Origin of the sequence: Bradyrhizobium centrosematis (genome assembly GCF_045571495.1) — a bacterium.
In the GTDB taxonomy this organism is placed as follows: domain Bacteria; phylum Pseudomonadota; class Alphaproteobacteria; order Rhizobiales; family Xanthobacteraceae; genus Bradyrhizobium; species Bradyrhizobium centrosematis.
The window spans coordinates 6,418,771-6,436,945 of sequence record NZ_CP120703.1 but is presented as its reverse complement, the minus strand read 5'-3'; the positions used below and the strand labels follow the sequence as shown (position 1 = coordinate 6,436,945).

Sequence of the window (18,175 nt, the reverse complement as noted above, 5' to 3'; positions counted from 1 at the left end):
ATGCCTCGCCGCTTCACAGACGCGAAGGAGCTGCTTGGCGATCTTCTCGACCGTTTCGAAGCCGGTGCCGCAAGTCCGATCGCGCATCCGGACTATGCGGCTTTCGCCTCCGTTGTCGCTGCCGACGCCTTCCTGAAGCGTATTCGAGAAGCGGAGGCTGCCGGCGCAGTCTCCCTTGGTTGGGGCCGCGGCGGCAAGCGGGACCAGGTCGCCCACGTGAGGCTGGCCTCGGCGGAGAGCTTATACCAATACCTCGGCCGCACCCCGGCGCCGCAGATCGCGCAAGGCGCCGCCACGAGGCTTGTCGGCGGATCGGCGCTGCACGATTCGCTGAAGACGAGCGCTGCTCAGATTGCCGAAGTGTGGGCACGGGGAAAAACATGGCACGGCTTTGCTTCGTCCGATGTCGATACACTGCGCCACGCGTTCGATCTTGCCCAGGCTATCCTGGACAACAAGCATCTCGACGTCGACTACAAGACGTTCTCGCGACGGACGGTGAAGCACAGTAAGACGCTGGAACGCCTCGAAGGCGTTGTGGTTCGGCTCCTGAGCGGCGTCCTGGAGTTTCCTCCCGGCGCGCGGCCTCGCGAGGCACTGCGGGCGATCGGGCTGGAACGTTTTGCGCCGCCGCTGCTGATCGCGGGTAAGATCGATCTTCATGGGGCCGATCTCTCCGGAGCCTCTCCGCTCTATCTGGGGATCGCGCCTAAGGAGGCGGATCATCTCCGCTTCCGGGAGCCGCCGGGTTACGTTTTGACAATCGAAAACTTCGCAAGCTTCAACAGGCACGTCGCCGAGGCCGACCCGGGTCGACAGGGCGCTACGCTATATATTGGCGGGTATCCCTCGCTTGCCACTCAACAGGCCCTGCGCACGATTTCGGCCATGGTGTCCGAACAAACCCCGTTCTTTCATTGGTCGGATATCGATCCGGACGGCACCTGGATATTCCACACAATCGAGCGCGCTGTCGGACGACCGATCCTGCCGCATCTCATGAGCGTCGAGATCGCGGAACGCTTTGGCCAGGTGCCGACCCAAAAGTCTGCTCCCGCTCGTTGCCCACCAAATTCCGGCATCGCTTCACTGGCGGCATATTTAGCCGAAGACGGAGCTAAAACCCTCGAGCAGGAAGAGCTTGATCCGGTTCTTCCCACGCCCCCGTAAGCGTTCGGACAGACGAGGGCGCCAGCCTGCGTAGCGGACACGCTTGGCCATTGGCTTAAAGCGAGTCGTGACAAGCCGGAGTTTTTGCTGGTTGAGGGGACACATGAGACCGGGCGTTGCGGACGCGCGATCCCAAGCATGTGACGGGAGACCACCGTTCGGCCAAGGCCATCACCTCTCGACTGCCAAGCTGGACTGTGCGGCGATCAATCGGCTGCCCCGAGAGTGCGGCCTTTGGCTGCGGCAATCCTATCTGCGCATCGGCTCAGTTACCGCTCAATCATCGAGCCTGTGATCGGCCACGTGGAGAGCGATGGGCACCTTGGCCGCTGTCATCTTAAGGGCGGGGACGAGCACGCCGCCAGCGTGGTCTTCACCGCCGCCGACCACAATCTCCGCCGAATCCTCAACCTGGCTGAGGCTTCCGTGGCGGCTATCCGAAGCGCCTTGTTGCTGACGCTCGCGGTCGTGCTCGAGCTTCGCCCCGCAATATGGAGAGTTGAGAGACCAGATTGTGCGGATCAAGAAGATTGCGACAATGAATCGAGCACTCGTCCCTTAAAGCCAGCAAAATCAAGAACTGATTTACGCGTCGGTAGCGAGCGGTGAGATCAACGGAGTATTTGAACGAGCTACGATGCAACAGCTCGTGCGGTTAGTCCGGCTCATCCCTCGTTAGCAAGCCGGCCGCGCAGGCCCGAACATGTGTCTGCCATGATCATCTCCCCATGGCTTTTGCAACGGCTGCTGCCACACTGTTTCCCTGACTTACCCAAAAATACCCAACTTCGATCTGAATGGGTGCATATGGGCGGAAGATCACGGCTAGCGTTCCCAACACTCGCGCCCCTGTAAGACGACAGGCACGTGAATTTGAGGGCCGAAGAGCCCAGAGGAGGGACTGATGCCAAGGACGCTAGCCGCACCGCGCGGCCATTCTTCTCACTTCGTCAAGGCTACTCTGATTTGCTCAACTCTCTTGTCCGGTGCGGCCGCATCTTTCGGCCAGGCGAAAGCGGAGGAGATCAACTGGCGCCAATTCGAGGGCGCTTCGATCGTTTGGGCTTACGACATCCATCCGTATGCTGACGCCGTTGCAGCACAGCTTCCTGAGTTCGAGAAGTTGACCGGCATCAAGGTGACGCCCGAGCTTTATCCGGACGATGCCTATTGGAATAAGCTAACCATCCAGCTGAGCACAAAATCGCCCTCGTGGGACGTCGTCGGCACGGGAATTCAACCGGCTTGGGATCTTGCACCCGGTCAACTGCTTGAGCCGCTCGATCGCTATCTGAACGACCCGAAGCTCACATCGGCAAGCTATGACTACAAGGACTTCTTCCCCGCATTGCGTGATGCGCTGACCTGGCAAGTCAATGGCGGCCAGATCGAACCGGGCCGGGGGCAGGTGTGGGCCATTCCGCACGGGTTCGAGAACATCCAATTGTTCTACCGCAAGGACATTCTGGACAAATACGGTATCAAGGTTCCGACGACCCCGCCGGAAATGTCGGCGGCATGCGAAAAGCTGAAATCTGCCGATCCGGCGATCACGCCCTTAGGGGTGCGGGGCGTTCGCTTTTGGAGCAGCATCCACACAGCTGCGATCTCGATCGCCAAGTCCTATGGTGTACATGACTTCGTCATGAAGGACGGCAAGTTGGAAACCGGTCTCGATTCTCCCGAGTCGATCGCCTTCCACAAAGACTATGTGGACATGATCAAGAAGTGTGCCGCCCCATCCTTTGCCAACGACAACTGGTACCAGGTGGTCGACGGCATCAATTCGGGTCGGACGGCGATGGCGATCGATTCCAACATGTTCGGGTTCTGGAACGATGTTGCCGGCAAGCCCGCTTCGGGCAAGATTGCCTTCGCTCCGCCACTGCGCGCGCCGAGCGGTAAGACTTTCGAATCGAACATTTGGATCTGGTCCTTAGCCATGAATGCTGCTTCCCAGAAAAAGGGCGCGGCCTGGCTGTTCATTCAGTGGGCGACGTCTAAGCAGGTCGAGCTGAACGGTGCCATCGCCGGCAAGCTCGTCAACTCGCCGCGCGCTTCGACCTGGAGCGACAAGGTTTGGCTCGACTATGCAGCCAAACCGGAATTCACAAATTTCGTGGATACCTTCAAGAGTGTCCAGGACAGGGCTGCGCTCGCTTTTACGCCGCGCGTAGGGTTCGCCGAGGCTATGAATGCCTGGGCAGTTGCCATGCAGAAAATGGTGAATGGTGCGGACGTGAAGGCGACATTGGCCGACCTCGCCTCCGAGATCCGCTCCTCCATGTAAGGCAACCGGGGGCGGCATCAGCGGATTGCCGCCCTCACCATGCCCGCGCATCTTTCGAGACGTGAGCGATGAACCTTCGAGGCATCGACGCAACCGTGACGCTACAATCATCGGTAGGCCAACTGGCACCGTCCAAAAAAGAGCAGATGCAAAACGCCAAGCAGCATGCTCTTGACTGGGGGAGCCTTGCTGCGATCGCTCCTGCGATCATCATACTGCTTGGATTTCTTTTTCTATTTTTCTATGGCGTCTTCCAATCGCTGACCGATCTCAGGTTTGGCCGTCCCCTGGTTCGCTTCGTTGGATTCACTAACTATGAAGTCGCAATCAAGACCCAAGATTTTTGGAACAGCGTGCGTGCGACCACCGTGTATGCCTGCTCCGCCGTGCTCGCGGAAGCGTGCTTTGGGCTTGCGCTCGCCAAGTTGTTTGCAAGCCGCGTGTTTCTTGCACAACTGATGCGGCCTGTCATTCTTCTTCCGTTGGTATTGCCGCCAATGAGTGTTGCCTTGATGTGGACCACAATGATGGATCCACAAAACGGGATCCTGAACTATTTGCTTTCACTCGTCGGAATTGGCCGCTTTGCCTGGATTTCGGACGCCGGTACGGCGATGTTCTCGCTGGTTGTCATCGACATCTGGACTTACACACCATTTTATGCGCTCATCATCTTCGCCGGTTTGCAGGGCATTAACGAAGAGGTCAGAGAGGCCGCGCGGATCAATGGTGCCAAGGGTTGGGCGACGTTTCTCCATATCGAGCTTCCGCTCGTCGCACCGTATATCCTGATCGCCGCAGTCTTCCGGCTGATCGAATCGCTCAATCAGTTTGATATCATCTTCGGAACAACGCAAGGAGGCCCGGGCGACAGTACCTCCGTGCTCTCGGTTCGCGCCTATATCACGGCCTTTCAAAACCTTGCCTTCGGGCGTGGGGCCGCGCTCATGGTCGTCAACTGGTTGATGGTGCTTCTCGGGACCTTGGCCATGGTAAGATTGTGGCGGTTGGTCCGGCAGCGCGTAAGCTAGAGGAGGCCGGCAATGCGCTTCAATCGTTCAACGCCTGCAAGCTTGGTTCTCAATGGGCTGGTTGTTGCATGTACGCTCATCCTAACGTTCCCTCTGGTCTGGATCGTAATGATGTCGCTGAAGCAGCAGGCCGATGTCATGACCTGGCCGCCGCGCTTTGTCTTCACTCCCACATTTGAAAATTTCCGCGTTCTGTTCGATGCCGCCCAGGCGGGGGCAACAAGCTACGGCACCATCAAGGTTGATTTCCTGACGCCGGTCACCAACAGCGTCGTGATCTCGCTTGGCGCGGTGCTCGTATCGCTGATCGCCGGCGTGCCCGCAGGTTACGTCTTGGCAAGGCGTGAGATTCCTATGAAGGAGGACATCGCGTTCTTTATTTTGGGCTTCCGTTTCGCGCCGGCACTCCTTGTCGTCATACCGCTGTTCAGCGTGTTCCAGTCGATGGGCCTTTATGACACTTATTTCGGTATGATCTGGGTTTATCAGGTGGTCACGCTGCCAATGATCATCTGGCTGAGCCGATCATATATCGAGGACATCCCAAGGGACATTGAGGAGGCGGCGGCCATGGATGGTGCAAAGCCATTCCGTGTCGTCTGGCACATCGTTCTTCCGCTTCTCAAGCCCGGCCTCATAGGCGCTTCATTGCTCATTTTCTTGCTTGCCTGGCACAATTTTGCTCTCGGCTTGATCCTCAGTTCAACGAAAGCACCGGTCACCGTCGCCCTGCTCAAGCTGCTCAATCCAGGCGTTCAGTTCTATCCGGTTATGGCTGCGGGTCTGGTGGTGACCATGATTGTGCCGGTCATCCTGATCATGCTTGGCCAGCGTCATCTCGAACGTGGCCTAACCTTTGGGGCCGTGAAATGAGCCCCAGGCCATTGATGTTCTTCGGAACGACCAATCTTGACCTCTGCTTCAACGTCGAGCGGCTTCCGACGCCGGGTGAAAGCCTGATGGGTAGCTTGAAACAGAATGCCGGAGGCAAGGGCGCCAATCAGGCGGTCGCCGCTGCTCGGTTAGGGCTTCGGCCGAGCTTCTATACCCGGCTTGGCGATGATGGCGCCGGCCAGTCGTTGCTGCAAGCGCTGCGTGAGGCAGGTGTCTGCCTTGATGCTATTGAGGTGTGCCCAGGCGAGATATCTGGTTCTGCTCTCGTCCTCGTCGGCGACGACGGCTCCAACATGATTGTCATAGACCCGGGAGCCAATGCAAATGTCACCCCGAGCATGATCGAGAAGGCGGCCGAATTCATTGAGCGGGACGCAATCATCGTAGCCGAGATGGGCATGCCGGTCCCCGCGCTCAATCACCTTTTTGCGTTGAAGAGCGTCAAGGGATTCGATCTCATTTTCAATCCGGCTCCCGTGAGGGCGGGTCTGTCGCCGGAGGCGTGGAGAAGTGTCGATTTCGTCACGCCAAACCAGACCGAAGCGTTCGAGCTCACCGGTGTCGAGGTGCATGACTTCGACGGTGCCGCTCGTGCGGCTGGAAAGCTTCTCGATCTCGGGCCGAAAGCCGCGCTGATCACGCTCGGGGCGCAGGGAGCTTACTACGCCGATGGCAGCGCGACATTCGCGCTCCGGGCATTTCCTGTGAAGGTCGTTGATACGACCGCGGCAGGCGATGCTTTTAATGGCGCTTTCGCGGCCTCTCTTGCTCACCGGTTGCCGGTACGAGAAGCAGTCAAAAAGGCGCTCGCGGTTGCCGCCTTGTGTGTGACGCGACGCGGCGCCCAGAGCTCGATGCCTAGCAGTCGGGCCGTGGACGAATTTCTGAATTCACAATCGATCTTGGAGTTGGAATGACCGAACAGTTCTCAGTTGCAGACAGGACCGTGCTTGTGACCGGTGCAGGTGGAGGCATTGGCTCAGCGATCGCCAATGCTTTTCGTCAAGGTGGTGCGAACGTCCTGGCAACCGACACAAATGTCGACAGCCTACGGGAAATTCTGACTCGTTTGCCGCACGGCAACGGCATCCTGCCGATGAGCATGGACGTGTCACGAGAAGATGATGTCGGCAAGGTGCTTGATGAGATCGCCAAGCGCTTCGGCAGGCTTGATGTGCTAATCAACAACGCCGGAATAAAGTCGGCTCAGGCGCTTCTGACCGGAAATGTCGATCGAATAGAAAAAACCATCCAGATCAATTCCGTCGCCGTGCTTCGTTGCGCGAAGCAAGTCATCGAGCGCTTCATGAAAAGCAAGGGCGGCCGCATCGTCAATATCGGGTCTTCGTTGTCATCCCAGGGTGCTGTTTTCAACTACCAAGCCGGCGGCGCCGACTATTGCTTGTCAAAAGCCATTGTACACGATGTGACAAAGCTGCTCGCTTACGAATGTGCTCCGCTCCAGATCAACGTCAACGCAATTGCTCCTGGAATTATCGATACACCCATGCATGGGCGTCCGCGGGAGGAAACCGAAGCACGCCATAGTGGCCGAATTCCGCTGGGCCGGGTTGGACTACCGGAAGATATCGCAGGGCTTGCAGTGTTCCTGGCCAGCCCGGCAGCCTCCTACATGACCGGGCAAATTGTCCATGTGAATGGTGGGATGCTGATGAATGGTTAGCGTTAGCTCCAATATCAACTGGCCGCCGATAGACGGGATCATCTCCGATTTGGATGGCGTCGTTTATCGTGGCGGCACCGCAATAGCGGATGCCATAGAAGCGTTTGCGAGATGGCAGAAAGCCGGCGTGCCATTCTGCTTTGCGACCAACAATTCAACGCATAGTCCGCAGGACGTCGTCGGCAGGCTGAGAGGATGTGGTCTTTCGATCGCGCCGTCTCAGGTCGTTACAAGTGCAATCACCGCCGCAGAACTCGTTCGAACCGACTATCCGCAGCTGACGCGAATCTATGTCATCGGAGCTCCCTCGCTTGTGACGGCCCTGCGAGATGTCGGGCTGGAGGTCACTGATCGAGCGCCTGAAGCCGTGGTGATGGGGCTAGACCGGGGTATCACGCATGACAAGTTGCGGATTGCGGTTGAGGCGATTCTCGATGGAGCTGTGTTCATAGGAACCAATCCCGATCTTCTGCTGCCAACGGCCAGCGGGTTCGAGCCCGGCGCGGGTGCGACGATTGCAGCAGTCGCCGCTGCGACGCAAGTGCAGCCTTTGATCGTTGGAAAGCCGCAAGTGCCGATGATCGAGTCAGCGCTCTCACGCCTGGGTACGAAGCGAGGGTCGACCATCATGATCGGAGATCAAGTTCCTACCGATATTCAAGCCGGAAAGAGGGCGGGGCTTGCCACGGTGCTTGTTACAACCGGTGTGCCAACGCGTCAGGATCCGTCCTTGATGGCCCCCGACTTCACCGTATCGAGCTTGCGCGAGATTGAGGTCAGTGCTGCTCGCGCGACTCAACCGCGACAGAGGAGGGCCTAATGGCCGACGTTCGCCTAGAGGGCCTCAAGAAGACGTTTGGGACGATCGAGATCCTGCATAACATCGACCTGACTATCGATCACGGCGAATTTGTCGTCTTCGTTGGCCCGTCCGGGTCGGGCAAGTCCACGCTTCTGCGAATGATCGGCGGGCTCGAGCCCATCAGCGGTGGGCGTCTCCTCATCGACAACGAGGTCGTCAACGACATCGATGCGGCCGATCGGAACCTCGGGATGGTCTTTCAAAGCTACGCTCTCTATCCGCATATGACGGTGAAGGAGAACCTGGCCTTTCCCCTACGCATGGCCAAAGCCCCGAAAGCCGAGATCGCCGCCAAGATAGCCAAAACAGCCTCGCTCTTGCAGATCGGCCATCTATTGGAACGCAAGCCTCGACAGCTTTCAGGAGGGCAACGCCAGCGCGTCGCGATCGGGCGAGCCATCATGCGAGAACCCAAAGTGTTCCTGTTCGATGAGCCCCTGTCCAACTTGGACACCGAGTTGCGCGTGCAAATGCGTGTTCAGATCGCCAAGCTTCACAACCAGCTCGGAAATACCATGATCTATGTGACGCATGACCAAGTCGAGGCGATGACCATGGCCGACAAGATCGTCGTCCTCAAGGACGGCAACATCGAACAGGTCGGCAGCCCCCACGATCTCTATCACAATCCGGCGTCGCGCTTTGTGGCAGGATTCATCGGCTCGCCGAAGATGAACTTCCTGGGCGGCAAGGTCGAGACGGCCCACGAACATGGCCTAGACGTGCGACTGGAGGCCGGTTCTACAATCTTCGTTCCGGTCCAGCCGGACCAAAGCCTGGTTGGCAAGCCGGTCACTGTTGGTATTCGCCCTGATGACTTCTCCTCGCCGGCACCGGGGCAGCAGGCAATCTCTCTTGGGCTCGACGTGGATTTCGTTGAGCATCTCGGTAACGTCACGTACGTCTACGGTGTTGTTGGAGATGAAGCGGTCGTTGCCAGGGCGCCAAAATCCGGTTCGCGCAATGGCGCCGAAAAGCTCACTCTCGCAGCTGCTCCAGCCGACTGCCACCTGTTCCTCAGCAATGGAAGGGCCGTCCGACGGTTGCAAGCGCCTGCGACTTGGAGCTAGTCTCGACGTTAGCCGTGCAATGATGCCGGCTCAGGACCTTTAATCGGACGGCTGAGGTGAAGGGAGCTGGCATCAGGCAGTTCTTCCGGAATTCCCGCTCGTTTGTGCTTGGAGCAGGAATCGGGTCGGGCATGACCGCCAGGGCCGCGGAGCGGGCGGGCGCAGATTTCGTGCTCGCGCTCAACGCTGGCCGGTTTCGCGCGATGGGAGGGTCGTCACCCGCCTCAATCCTTCCCATACGAAACACGAACGAGTTCGTAGCTAGTTTTGGTCGAACCGAGATCCTGCCCAGCACGAAACTGCCGGTGTTTTTTGGCGCCTGTACCTTCGATCCGCAACTCGATGTCGATCGCTTTCTCGATCGCATCATCGGGTGGGGCTTTTCCGGCGTAACAAACTTCCCCTCCAATATCCATATTGACGACGTCAGGAGGGCAATTCTTGAGAAGTGTGGGCTCGGTTATGAGCGGGAAATCGAACTCCTGGTGAAGGCGGCAAGACGTGGCCTCATGACGGTTGCCTATACCCGCACCCAGTCGGAAGCAAGACGCATGGTTGACGCCGGAGCCGAGGCGATCTGCATCAACTTCAATCTCAACCGGGAGTACGAAGGTGGCGCCGATCCGTCCATCAGCCTATCGGAGCTGGCTGCACGGACAAGCGCGGTCGTGCGCGCGGCTCAATCTATCGACAAGGGCGTGATCTGTTTGCTTGGTGGCGGGCCGATTACGAAGCCGGACGAATTGCTGGACATATGTCGCGAAACGGGTGTTAAGGGGTTCATCGGCGGCTCATCGCTCGATCGCGTCCCACTGGAGATGTCGGTCCTTGAAGTTACCTCCGGGTTCAAGACCATCCATTTGCTGCGCGAGAAAGTTGATTTGCTCGAGCGCCAGCTCCAGCTGAGCGGCTTCACGCACGGCATCGTTGCGCAGTCCTCAAGCATGAAGCGTGTACTCGAGACCGCAAGGCGCTTGGCTGGTAACACAAATCCTGTGCTGGTGTGGGGCGAGGCGGGATCAGGCAAACGACGCGTAGCGAGCCTCATCCATGCTTTCAGCGATCGAAAGCACACGAAGCCGGCGCTGTTTCAGTGTCGCCGCGGCCCGGCGATCGACACGATCGGTGCGCTGTTCGGCTCCGAGGGCCATGCAAACAGGAAGCGACAACTGTCGCTCCTCGAAGCCGCGAGCAATTCTGCGATCTTGCTGATGCATGTCGATCAGTTGAGCTCGGATGGGCAAGAGCGTCTGGCCGACTATCTCGAGACGGGTAGTTTCACCCCCCTGTACGGCGTATCGGCTCTGAGATCGAATGCTCGCATTGTCGCAACCGCAACTGTCGCTCGCGGAGCCGGTTTGGAGAGTGTTCTATCCCCACGCCTTCTTTCACTTTTTGTCGGGTTAGACATCGAGCTTCCCGCGTTGCCGAATCGGCTGGAGGACCTTCCGCAACTCATTCAGCATTTTACCGTAGAGGCCAAGGGGGATTCGAACGCTCAAATCTTGGCGATCGAAAAATCTGCGTTCTTAGCGCTGGCAGGCCATCATTGGCCCGGAAACTTGAGAGAACTACGCCAGATCGTCAATCAACTTGTCGCGCAGAAAGATGCTCATATAGTCGCGGAGGTACTTAAGCCGTTATTGAGCAGTGGCGTACACCCCAAGCCCACATCGGCGTTCTCGGAGCGCGAATGGATCATCGAGGGCCTGAAAAGAAACAGGCTTCATCGCGGAAAGACTGCAGATTTTTTAGGACTTTCGAGAAAGACACTTTACAACAAGATGAAGAAGCTGCGGATCTTAGAGTAGCCTGATTTCGCTTTTTTCGGTCTGTTTCCTTCGAAGTGGCCCGCCCGCCAGCAAGAATTGTGGTCGCGATAATTCTTGTTGGCCACCGCTGACTAACTCCATCTCGTCCTCAATCCTCATCGCAAGATCCTCTTCCCGCACATGCAATATACCTTGCAAACTGGAACTAAGTCGTCTCTCGGCCACCGAGATTTCGGATTCAGTAGCAGCAGCGAACATCGTTTTGAAGTTTAGGCTTGCGAACCATTCCATACGCCGAAGCTCGATCTCCCGGCCTGGACTTACCGCCATGCCAACCGTCGGCCACTCAACGATCGATGCAGGTGGGAAATTAATTACGCCGGAAATTCCCGCACCTTTTAGTGCGTCCCGAAAATCTTCCCAGCAAGCAAAAGGGTCTATCATGACCATCGCCGCATAAACGTGAGCACCTCCCGTGTCGGACAGTGCTCGCAAATCTCGCAAAAGGCAGTCGTTCCAGTCAATGACAGGCAACGTTGCCATCACAAGCAACGATCCTTCTGGCAGGCTTCGCAAGGAAGGAGCATAGATCCGCAGCGGCAAGCCATCGACTGCTGCCGAGACATCGGTGGCAAGCCTGGAGACAATTTTAGCCTTCACGGATCTATCCGATCTGCTCATCTCGAAGTCATAACCCTTATATAGACGATTTTTCGATCTCGTGTAGACCACCGTTGAGACGCAGAATCGTATCGATACGAAGCGAGGCGGGCAACTCAGGCTCCCCCTCCCGCCGGTAAGCCAATCCTAAGAAAGGTTGCAGAGACGCCGCCGCACACTAATTCAATGACGGCCAGATCCGTACCTGAAGTCATGGCGCCCGGATTGCTCTACAGGGCGGACGATGCTGCGCAATCCTCTACATAACGGCGTGGCCTGACTTTCAAAGACCCGATTGAGCCGGAGCTGCCCATCGCGATGAGACGGAGTCTTGGGTGGACTGTTGAGGCATCCAGAAGTAGAGGAACAACAACCTACCTCGGATCCTAGCGGTCTAAGAGTCCATCTGTGAGACAAATGAGGTCGCGTCAGTTCGGCGTTTCCGTCAAACGGATCGTGTCCCGTGGCGTGGTGTAGCTGAGTGCGGGTCACCGCGTTCGCCGGCATGGGCCGGATCGGTCAGCTGGCGATTGCCGGGAAGCTGACGGCGGGATCATCGCCCAACGGGGCGATGGTTTCCAGTGTCATGTAGCGGCCGCGTTGGACCGCCCACTCGTCGTTCTGTTCGAGCAGGATGGCGCCGATCAGGCGGGTGATGGCGTCCTCATTTGGGAAAATGCCGACCACTTCGGTTCGGCGCTTGATCTCGCCATTGACCCGTTCGAGCGGATTGGTCGAGTGCAGCTTGGCGCGATGCGCGGCCGGAAAGCTCATATAGGCGAGCACGTCGGTCTCGGCCTCGTCGAGGAAGCCGGCGAGCTTCGGCAGTTTGGGGCGGAGCTGATCGGCGATGCGCCGCCACTGGGCCTTCGCTGCCTCCGCATCGTCCTGGGCGAATGCGGTGGCGATGAAGGCGGAGACGACGCGCCGGCCGCTCTTGCCCGCATGCGCCAGCGCGTTGCGCATGAAGTGGACGCGGCAGCGCTGCCAGGTGGCATTGAGAACCTTTCCGATCGTGGCCTTGATCCCCTCATGGGCGTCGGAGACCACGAGCTTGACGCCGCGAAGTCCGCGGCGGGCGAGCTTGCGCAGGAACGCGGTCCAGAACGTCTCGGCCTCGGACGGGCCGATATCCATGCCGATCACCTCGCGCCGGCCGTCGCTGTTGACGCCGACCGCGATGATCACCGCGACCGAGACGATGCGCCCGTTCTGGCGCACCTTCACGTAGGTCGCGTCGATCCACAGAGAGGGCCAATCGCCCTCGATCGGGCGATTGAGGAAGGCCTTCACCTTGTCGTCGATCTCGCCGCACAGCCGCGACACCTGGCTCTTGGAAATCCCGCTCATGCCCATCGCCTGCACCAGATCGTCGACCGAGCGGGTGGAGACGCCCTGCACGTAGGCCTCCTGCACCACGGCGGTCAGCGCCTTCTCGGCCATCCGCCGCGGCTCCAGGAAGCCGGGGAAGTAGGAGCCTTTGCGCAGCTTGGGAATGCGCAGCTCGACCGTGCCGGCGCGGGTCTCCCAGCTCCGGTCGCGGTAGCCGTTGCGCTGGACCTGCCGTTCCTGGCTCTTCTCCCCATAGGCCGCCCCGGTCAGGCCCTCGACCTCCAGCTCCATCAGCCGGTGGGCGGCAAAGCCGATCATCTCGCGCAAGAGATCTGCATCGGGGGTCTTCTCTACGAGCGTGCGCAGGTTCATCATGTCGTCGGTCATCGGTGGTTCCTCGAATCAGGTTGGCTGTCGCAATCCAAACCTTACCGACGAATCATCGATGACCACCCGCAAAGCCGCTCGCTCGCTACGGCGCTATTGAGGGCGCGCTTCGCGAGCGGCTTTGCTAATCAGCTACACCACTCTCTGGGAGTACGTCATGCCAAGCTGATGGTTGCTTGTGGGTGGAAGTCCCATCCGGCCAAAGCCGCAGCAGGCAAGCCGGGACCGAGTCTTGCGGGCGTCGCGGCAACGCGGGGTTCGAAGTGTAGACAGGAATCATGCGGGGTGCGGGAATGAGCCTCGAAAGGTGGATGTTCGCGGAGGCCGAGTGTGTTCCCTAGTCACGAAGGCAGCATGAGCATTGTCGTTATGCGAGACGATGCCGCTCCGTCGGGGTCGATGGCCGCATCACGCATGGAAGGCAATCCTCGGAACATGAGAGGCCCGACCGGGTCCATTGGATTGGTCTCCAGTGGGGGACAGCGGCAAGGCACTGCCAGAGCCGCGGTCCGAGCTGAGGTCGGGAGTCGGACTGGTCAATAGTACCTGTGAAGTCGTCGAAGGAAACGAGACGTATGGAGGGAAGGGGCCGGCCCGAGGGGAGCCCGCGCGAGAAGGCCAGGGTCCGGACCCAGAGACGGGTTGCCTTGCCGCCGAACCTCGATCGGGTGAACGCGGCGGCCAAGCAGGCTGCCCAAACCCGGTTCACAGCCTTGCTGCACCACATCGACGAGGACGCTCTGCTTCGGGCGTTTCGACGACAAAAGCGGCAGGCCAGCGCGGGGGTCGATGGGGTAACGGTGGCGAAGTACGAAGAGGAGCTCACGGATAACATCCGCGACCTCTGCGGACGGGTCCACACTGGTCGCTACCGGCCACAGCCGGTGCGGCGAGTCTACATCCCCAAAGCCGATGGCGGTAAGCGACCTCTCGGTGTGCCGGCGCTAGAGGACAAGATTGTCCAAAGCGCCGTGGCCGAGATGTTGAGCGCTGTCTATGAGGCCGACTTCCTCGGCTTCTCCTACGGCTTCCGGCCGGGGCGGAATCCTCATATGGCGCTTGATGCCCTGCATACGGCGATCATGAGCCAGCGTGTGAACTGGGTGCTCGATGCCGACATACGCAGCTTCTTCGACTCGGTCGACCACGAGTGGCTGTTGCGGATGGTGGCGCACAGGATCGCCGATCCTCGCATCCTACGGCTCATTGAGCTGTGGCTGCGGGCCGGTGTTCTGGAGAGCGGCGAGAAGCAAGAAACGGACAGGGGTACGCCGCAAGGCGCGGGCATCAGCCCGCTCCTTGCCAACGTCTTCCTGCACTACGTCCTCGATCTCTGGGCCCACCAATGGCGCCGTCGCCATGCACGCGGTCGCGTTGTGACCGTGCGCTATGCCGACGACTTCGTCATGGGCTTCGAGAGCAAGGCGGATGCGCAGGAGATGCTCTTGGCCCTCAAGGTGCGGCTGGCCAGCTTTGGCCTGATGCTTCATGAGGGCAAGACGCGACTGATCGAGTTCGGCCGGTTCGCGGCCCTCTCGCGTCAGCGGCGCGGCGAGCGGCGACCCGAGACCTTCGCCTTCCTCGGCTTCACCCACTACTGCGGACGGACCCGGGACGGCCGGTTCATCGTGAAGCACAAGACGGAAGGGAAACGCCTGACGCGCAAGCTGACGGCGTTGCGCCAGGACGCCTGGCGGCTCATGCACGAGTCATTGGCCACGCAGCACGAGTGGTTCGCCGCTGTTCTGCGTGGACACTACGGCTACTACGGCAGGCCGCACAATTATCCAGCGCTCAACGGCTTCTACCGCGAAGTGCGTCGGACCTGGATGCGCTGTCTGAGACGGCGCAGCCAGAAAAGTCGGCGCATGGGCTGGTCGGAGTTCGAGACCCTGACGGCTCGCTTCCGTCTGCCCGTTCCACGCATCACTCGCACTTGGGCGCAGGCACGGCTATGACGCGGGTTACCCTCGGGAAGAGCCGGGTGCGGGAAAGCCGCCTGCCCGGATCTGTGAGGGCGAAAGCCAAATGGCTGAGCTACTCGACCACGATCGATCGAGCTTTGCGTTGTTCCCAATGTGGTGGCCGCACGCGTGACGCTTCCTTCCCTGGCAACTGTCACAAAAGCCCGGATGGCATTTAAAGGAACTTCGTCGTCTTGAGCCGTCATGATCTGCTCCGGGACCAGAATCAAAGCCCATCACAATATCTGATGCCATGGCCGGATCGCCACGCATAAAATCCTCGTGGGGGCACGCCTGCGCCGTGAGCGCGCGACATCAGTGTCTCGCTGGTTTGTCAGGCTTAAGTCTTTTTGCCGCGTGCTGGCTTCGGCTTACGGCCTTTAGGTAAGGTTGCGGGCGGCGGGGAGCCCTTGGATGGCCGAACAAACAGCTCGGAGACCTCTACGCCGAGCGTATCGGCAAGGCGATCAAGAAGATCGACTGTCGGGTTCGCTTGTTGGCGCTCAAGTCGGCTCATGTAGGAGCCATCAACTCCTGCATCGTAAGCCAATTGCTCTAGCGGAATACCGCGCTGGACGTGGATCCGGCGCACATGTAAGCCACGAGCGCACGAGCTCTCATGCGCGACAGCAGCCATTTCGAGGGTCATCAAACCACTGGCTATAACCGACCTAAAACACCAACAAATTGGCGGTTCTAGGCCGACTCGAGAATGGGAGTGCTACAAGCGAGCACTGGCGGCGCCGTCTGCTAGAGCGAGTTGTGGATCAGATTTCTCGGCAGATGACTTCCGTCGTGCTTGCAACCACTAGGCAGGAAATCGGTTTCAGCATTGTGCACATCTTCCCTTCAGCGTACCGAACCGAACGGGCGTTCGAGCATGCGTCTGATGCGCACCGGCTGAGCACCGATGTGGAAAGCCACCGCTTCGCGGTCCAGCGCGCGCTCCGACTGCGTCGAACGGTTTCGCTGGCGCAAATAGTCTAGCCACGTCGGGCAATGATACCGCTCCGTCCACAGTTCGGGATCCGCTATATCGCGCGCAATCGACCACCCGTAGGCACCGTTACGCCGTCGAATCAGCTGGATCTCCTGCATGAGATTGTGGAAGCGGTGCGCATTCTCCTGTGCGACCCGATATTCAATCTCCACCACAAGCGGTCCACTGCGGCCGGTCAGCGCTAGCCGCACCTCTGGGTCGGCCAGGAATTCAGCCTGTTGGCCCCGTTCGCCAATGTGCGGCATGGGAAGCCAAAGCCCAAGGACTGGGGAGACGAGCATTAAAACTGCCGAAACCATGAGCGCTGTATCCACTCCAGCGGCATCAGTTAGTTGGCCCCAACCCCAGCTACCAATAGCTATCCCGCCCGAGCTCACGGCCTGATAGGCCGCGAGCGACCGTCCCGCCACCCAGCGTGGCGCCGAAAGCTGCACCCCAACGCTAAACAGCACCCAGGACATCATCCACACCACCCCCGCCAAGATCAGAGCGGCTGCTGTGAGAACTGGCTCGCGACTCAGTGCCACTGCGGCCATGGCGCCACCCATGGAGAGAGTGCACGCGCGTATCGCTGCCTCTCCATTCATGAGCTTTCGCAATCTCGTGATACTCAGGGCGCCGATCACAGCGCCCAGACCGAACGCGCTGAGCATGATGCCATAGGTCTGCGCGCCGCCATGCAAGAGATCGCGAGCTACCAGGGGCATGAGGGCAATGATCGCCCCGCCGATCACTCCAATGACCATTGAGCGCGTCAGCACGGTCCTGATCGGTGGAGAATTGATGATGTAGCGCACACCCGACACGATGGCACGGTTTAGCTTTTCGGGCGGAAGAGGAGCGGGTTCCGAGATGCGCTTCCAAAAGAAAAGCGCGAGTATGAGCGGCAGATAGAGTAGCGCGTTGAGGGCGAACGCTGCCCTCGCCCCAGCTGATGCAACGACAATGCCACCAATCGCCGGGCCAACGCTTCGCGCGATGTTATAACTGATGCCGTTAAGTGCGACCGCCGCAGGCAGTGCTTCTGAGGGTACCTGCTCGCTCACCGAAGATTGCCAAGCGGGGCCCATGAGGGCCATGCCGCTGCCGACCGAAAAGCAGAACGCTAGCAAGAGAGTCGGTGTAGTGAAACCCGACCAGTCAAGGACGGTCAGCGCGGTTGCTCCGCATAGCTCAATCGAGAGTGCAACTAGCCCCACGATACGACGGTCGTGCATGTCGGCAATTGCGCCTGCAGGCATCGCAATCAGCATAACAGGCAGCAGGAGTGCCGTCTGCACCAGCGCAACCTGATCCGCCGAAGAGGTCATCTGGGTCATCGCCCAGGCCGCGCCGACGCCTTGGATCAAAATGCCAAGATTGGTTAGCAAACTCGCAAGCCAGATGCGGCGGAAAGTTGGGTACCGCAGCGGCGCTGTGATGCCATCGGTGCCGGCCGGCACAGGCTTGGAGAGGTGCGTCATCTCGGCTTCTGGTTGCCTCCCATACCTTCTCGTGACCACGATCAGTAATGCCGTGGTGGAGTTAGCCGCCACCAAATTGTTGACCTCGGCATCAATGTCATTCGAGTTGTGTATGCTGCTTCACTGGCCTCCTGAATCGACCAAGACTCCGCTTGGCCAGCGACTCGCAACTGCCCCGGCCCGCGAGACTTCGCCTCTCGCCGTGACTGACTAATCGATAAGCGCTCCTCGCATCGGTTGGAGTTTGACAGCTGAGTGGCGCTATTGCCCGATTTCGGCGCGCCGATCTCGCGCGTGCTGTTTTGGAGTTTGATGCCAATCGCGCAGCAGGTGGGCATTACGTTGCATCTCGGTCAGTTAGGGTTAGGGTCGATCGAGCAAAACGAACCTCTTCAACCGCCGAGCTCCTGTCTTATGGGCCTGGTCAAGGGTGGATGGTTCACGCTACGAAAATGCAAACGCAATATTCATGAGACAGCTTGCGCATCGCACTTCCATCCGAGAAGAACTCTCCTGAGCTCGTCGATGGGAGCATACAGTAGCTGAACGCGGGTGTCGGTTTTGTGCGTTCTAAGCGAATAAGTAACGGAAAAGCG

General features: G+C 59.2%; 15 protein-coding genes and 1 pseudogene. 10 read left to right on the top strand and 6 right to left on the bottom strand.

Features of this window, described 5'->3' with window-relative positions; all coding sequences use genetic code 11:
* Positions 1–1,170, top strand: coding sequence for a Wadjet anti-phage system protein JetD domain-containing protein (locus P6U31_RS30450; RefSeq protein ID WP_407185364.1), 1,170 nt, complete (start codon positions 1–3; stop codon positions 1,168–1,170).
* 276 nt (positions 1,171–1,446) lie between these two features.
* Here the strand turns inward: P6U31_RS30450 and P6U31_RS30445 are convergent, their stop codons facing one another.
* On the bottom strand, positions 1,447–1,695 hold the full coding sequence (locus P6U31_RS30445; protein WP_407185363.1) for a hypothetical protein: 249 nt from the start codon (positions 1,693–1,695) through the stop codon (positions 1,447–1,449).
* Positions 1,696–2,074: 379 nt separating this feature from the next.
* Here P6U31_RS30445 and P6U31_RS30440 point away from each other — a divergent pair, with 379 nt between their 5' ends.
* The 8 genes from P6U31_RS30440 to P6U31_RS30405 all read left to right on the top strand — a co-directional run bounded on the left by P6U31_RS30440 (position 2,075) and on the right by P6U31_RS30405 (position 10,812).
* Complete coding sequence (locus P6U31_RS30440) at positions 2,075–3,460, top strand: ABC transporter substrate-binding protein (RefSeq protein ID WP_407185362.1); 1,386 nt, start codon at positions 2,075–2,077, stop codon at positions 3,458–3,460.
* A 68-nt stretch (positions 3,461–3,528) separates the two neighbouring features.
* Positions 3,529–4,491 carry a carbohydrate ABC transporter permease gene (locus P6U31_RS30435; protein ID WP_407185361.1) on the top strand — a complete coding sequence of 321 codons (963 nt, stop codon included), beginning with the start codon at positions 3,529–3,531 and terminating at the stop codon, positions 4,489–4,491.
* Positions 4,492–4,503: 12 nt separating this feature from the next.
* Complete coding sequence (locus tag P6U31_RS30430; protein ID WP_407185360.1) at positions 4,504–5,364, top strand: carbohydrate ABC transporter permease; 861 nt, start codon at positions 4,504–4,506, stop codon at positions 5,362–5,364.
* Positions 5,361–6,302 (top strand): ribokinase, encoded by a 942-nt coding sequence (locus tag P6U31_RS30425; protein WP_407185359.1) that lies wholly within the window; start codon positions 5,361–5,363, stop codon positions 6,300–6,302. The genes P6U31_RS30430 and P6U31_RS30425 overlap by 4 nt, the downstream gene beginning before the upstream one ends.
* Complete coding sequence (locus tag P6U31_RS30420; RefSeq protein ID WP_407185358.1) at positions 6,299–7,069, top strand: SDR family NAD(P)-dependent oxidoreductase; 771 nt, start codon at positions 6,299–6,301, stop codon at positions 7,067–7,069. The genes P6U31_RS30425 and P6U31_RS30420 overlap by 4 nt, the downstream gene beginning before the upstream one ends.
* Complete coding sequence (locus P6U31_RS30415) at positions 7,062–7,889, top strand: HAD-IIA family hydrolase (protein ID WP_407185357.1); 828 nt, start codon at positions 7,062–7,064, stop codon at positions 7,887–7,889. Before P6U31_RS30420 ends, P6U31_RS30415 begins: the two co-directional genes overlap by 8 nt.
* On the top strand, positions 7,889–9,001 hold the full coding sequence (locus P6U31_RS30410) for an ABC transporter ATP-binding protein (protein ID WP_407185356.1): 1,113 nt from the start codon (positions 7,889–7,891) through the stop codon (positions 8,999–9,001). The genes P6U31_RS30415 and P6U31_RS30410 overlap by 1 nt, the downstream gene beginning before the upstream one ends.
* Positions 9,002–9,132: 131 nt before the next feature.
* Positions 9,133–10,812 carry a phosphoenolpyruvate hydrolase family protein gene (locus P6U31_RS30405; protein ID WP_407185355.1) on the top strand — a complete coding sequence of 560 codons (1,680 nt, stop codon included), beginning with the start codon at positions 9,133–9,135 and terminating at the stop codon, positions 10,810–10,812.
* On the opposite strand, the gene P6U31_RS30400 is transcribed toward P6U31_RS30405, so the two are convergent.
* Together P6U31_RS30400 and P6U31_RS30395 are read right to left on the bottom strand one after the other, a co-directional pair.
* Positions 10,804–11,433, bottom strand: coding sequence for a hypothetical protein (locus tag P6U31_RS30400; protein ID WP_407185354.1), 630 nt, complete (start codon positions 11,431–11,433; stop codon positions 10,804–10,806). The genes P6U31_RS30405 and P6U31_RS30400 overlap by 9 nt on opposite strands.
* A 519-nt stretch (positions 11,434–11,952) precedes the next feature.
* Complete coding sequence (locus tag P6U31_RS30395; protein WP_407185353.1) at positions 11,953–13,152, bottom strand: IS256 family transposase; 1,200 nt, start codon at positions 13,150–13,152, stop codon at positions 11,953–11,955.
* Positions 13,153–13,700: 548 nt separating this feature from the next.
* On the opposite strand from P6U31_RS30395, the gene ltrA reads away from it, so the two are divergent.
* A complete protein-coding gene (ltrA, locus tag P6U31_RS30390; RefSeq protein WP_407185352.1) occupies positions 13,701–15,110 on the top strand; it encodes a group II intron reverse transcriptase/maturase in 1,410 nt (469 codons plus the stop codon).
* Positions 15,111–15,247: 137 nt separating this feature from the next.
* Here ltrA and P6U31_RS30385 read toward each other — a convergent pair.
* The 3 genes and pseudogenes from P6U31_RS30385 to P6U31_RS30375 all read right to left on the bottom strand — a co-directional run.
* A pseudogene (locus tag P6U31_RS30385) lies at positions 15,248–15,322 on the bottom strand (hypothetical protein); the annotation flags it as partial.
* A gap of 134 nt (positions 15,323–15,456) precedes the next feature.
* Positions 15,457–15,765 carry a helix-turn-helix domain-containing protein gene (locus P6U31_RS30380; protein ID WP_407185351.1) on the bottom strand — a complete coding sequence of 103 codons (309 nt, stop codon included), beginning with the start codon at positions 15,763–15,765 and terminating at the stop codon, positions 15,457–15,459.
* 200 nt (positions 15,766–15,965) lie between these two features.
* Entirely contained in the window at positions 15,966–17,579 is a 1,614-nt protein-coding gene (locus P6U31_RS30375; RefSeq protein ID WP_407185350.1) for an MFS transporter, read from the bottom strand.
* Positions 17,580–18,175 lie beyond the last annotated feature (596 nt).

Bases quoted from the DNA above. Each gene is read 5' to 3' on its own strand.
- P6U31_RS30375 (WP_407185350.1), bottom strand. From the start codon at position 17,579: ATGACGCACCTCTCCAAGCCTGTGCCGGCCGGCACCGATGGCATCACA.
- P6U31_RS30430 (WP_407185360.1), top strand. From the start codon at position 4,504: ATGCGCTTCAATCGTTCAACGCCTGCAAGCTTGGTTCTCAATGGGCTG.
- P6U31_RS30380 (WP_407185351.1), bottom strand. From the start codon at position 15,765: ATGACCCTCGAAATGGCTGCTGTCGCGCATGAGAGCTCGTGCGCTCGT.
- P6U31_RS30425 (WP_407185359.1), top strand. From the start codon at position 5,361: ATGAGCCCCAGGCCATTGATGTTCTTCGGAACGACCAATCTTGACCTC.
- P6U31_RS30415 (WP_407185357.1), top strand. From the start codon at position 7,062: ATGGTTAGCGTTAGCTCCAATATCAACTGGCCGCCGATAGACGGGATC.
- P6U31_RS30420 (WP_407185358.1), top strand. From the start codon at position 6,299: ATGACCGAACAGTTCTCAGTTGCAGACAGGACCGTGCTTGTGACCGGT.
- P6U31_RS30440 (WP_407185362.1), top strand. From the start codon at position 2,075: ATGCCAAGGACGCTAGCCGCACCGCGCGGCCATTCTTCTCACTTCGTC.
- P6U31_RS30435 (WP_407185361.1), top strand. From the start codon at position 3,529: ATGAACCTTCGAGGCATCGACGCAACCGTGACGCTACAATCATCGGTA.
- P6U31_RS30405 (WP_407185355.1), top strand. From the start codon at position 9,133: ATGACCGCCAGGGCCGCGGAGCGGGCGGGCGCAGATTTCGTGCTCGCG.
- P6U31_RS30450 (WP_407185364.1), top strand. From the start codon at position 1: ATGCCTCGCCGCTTCACAGACGCGAAGGAGCTGCTTGGCGATCTTCTC.
- P6U31_RS30410 (WP_407185356.1), top strand. From the start codon at position 7,889: ATGGCCGACGTTCGCCTAGAGGGCCTCAAGAAGACGTTTGGGACGATC.
- P6U31_RS30395 (WP_407185353.1), bottom strand. From the start codon at position 13,152: ATGACCGACGACATGATGAACCTGCGCACGCTCGTAGAGAAGACCCCC.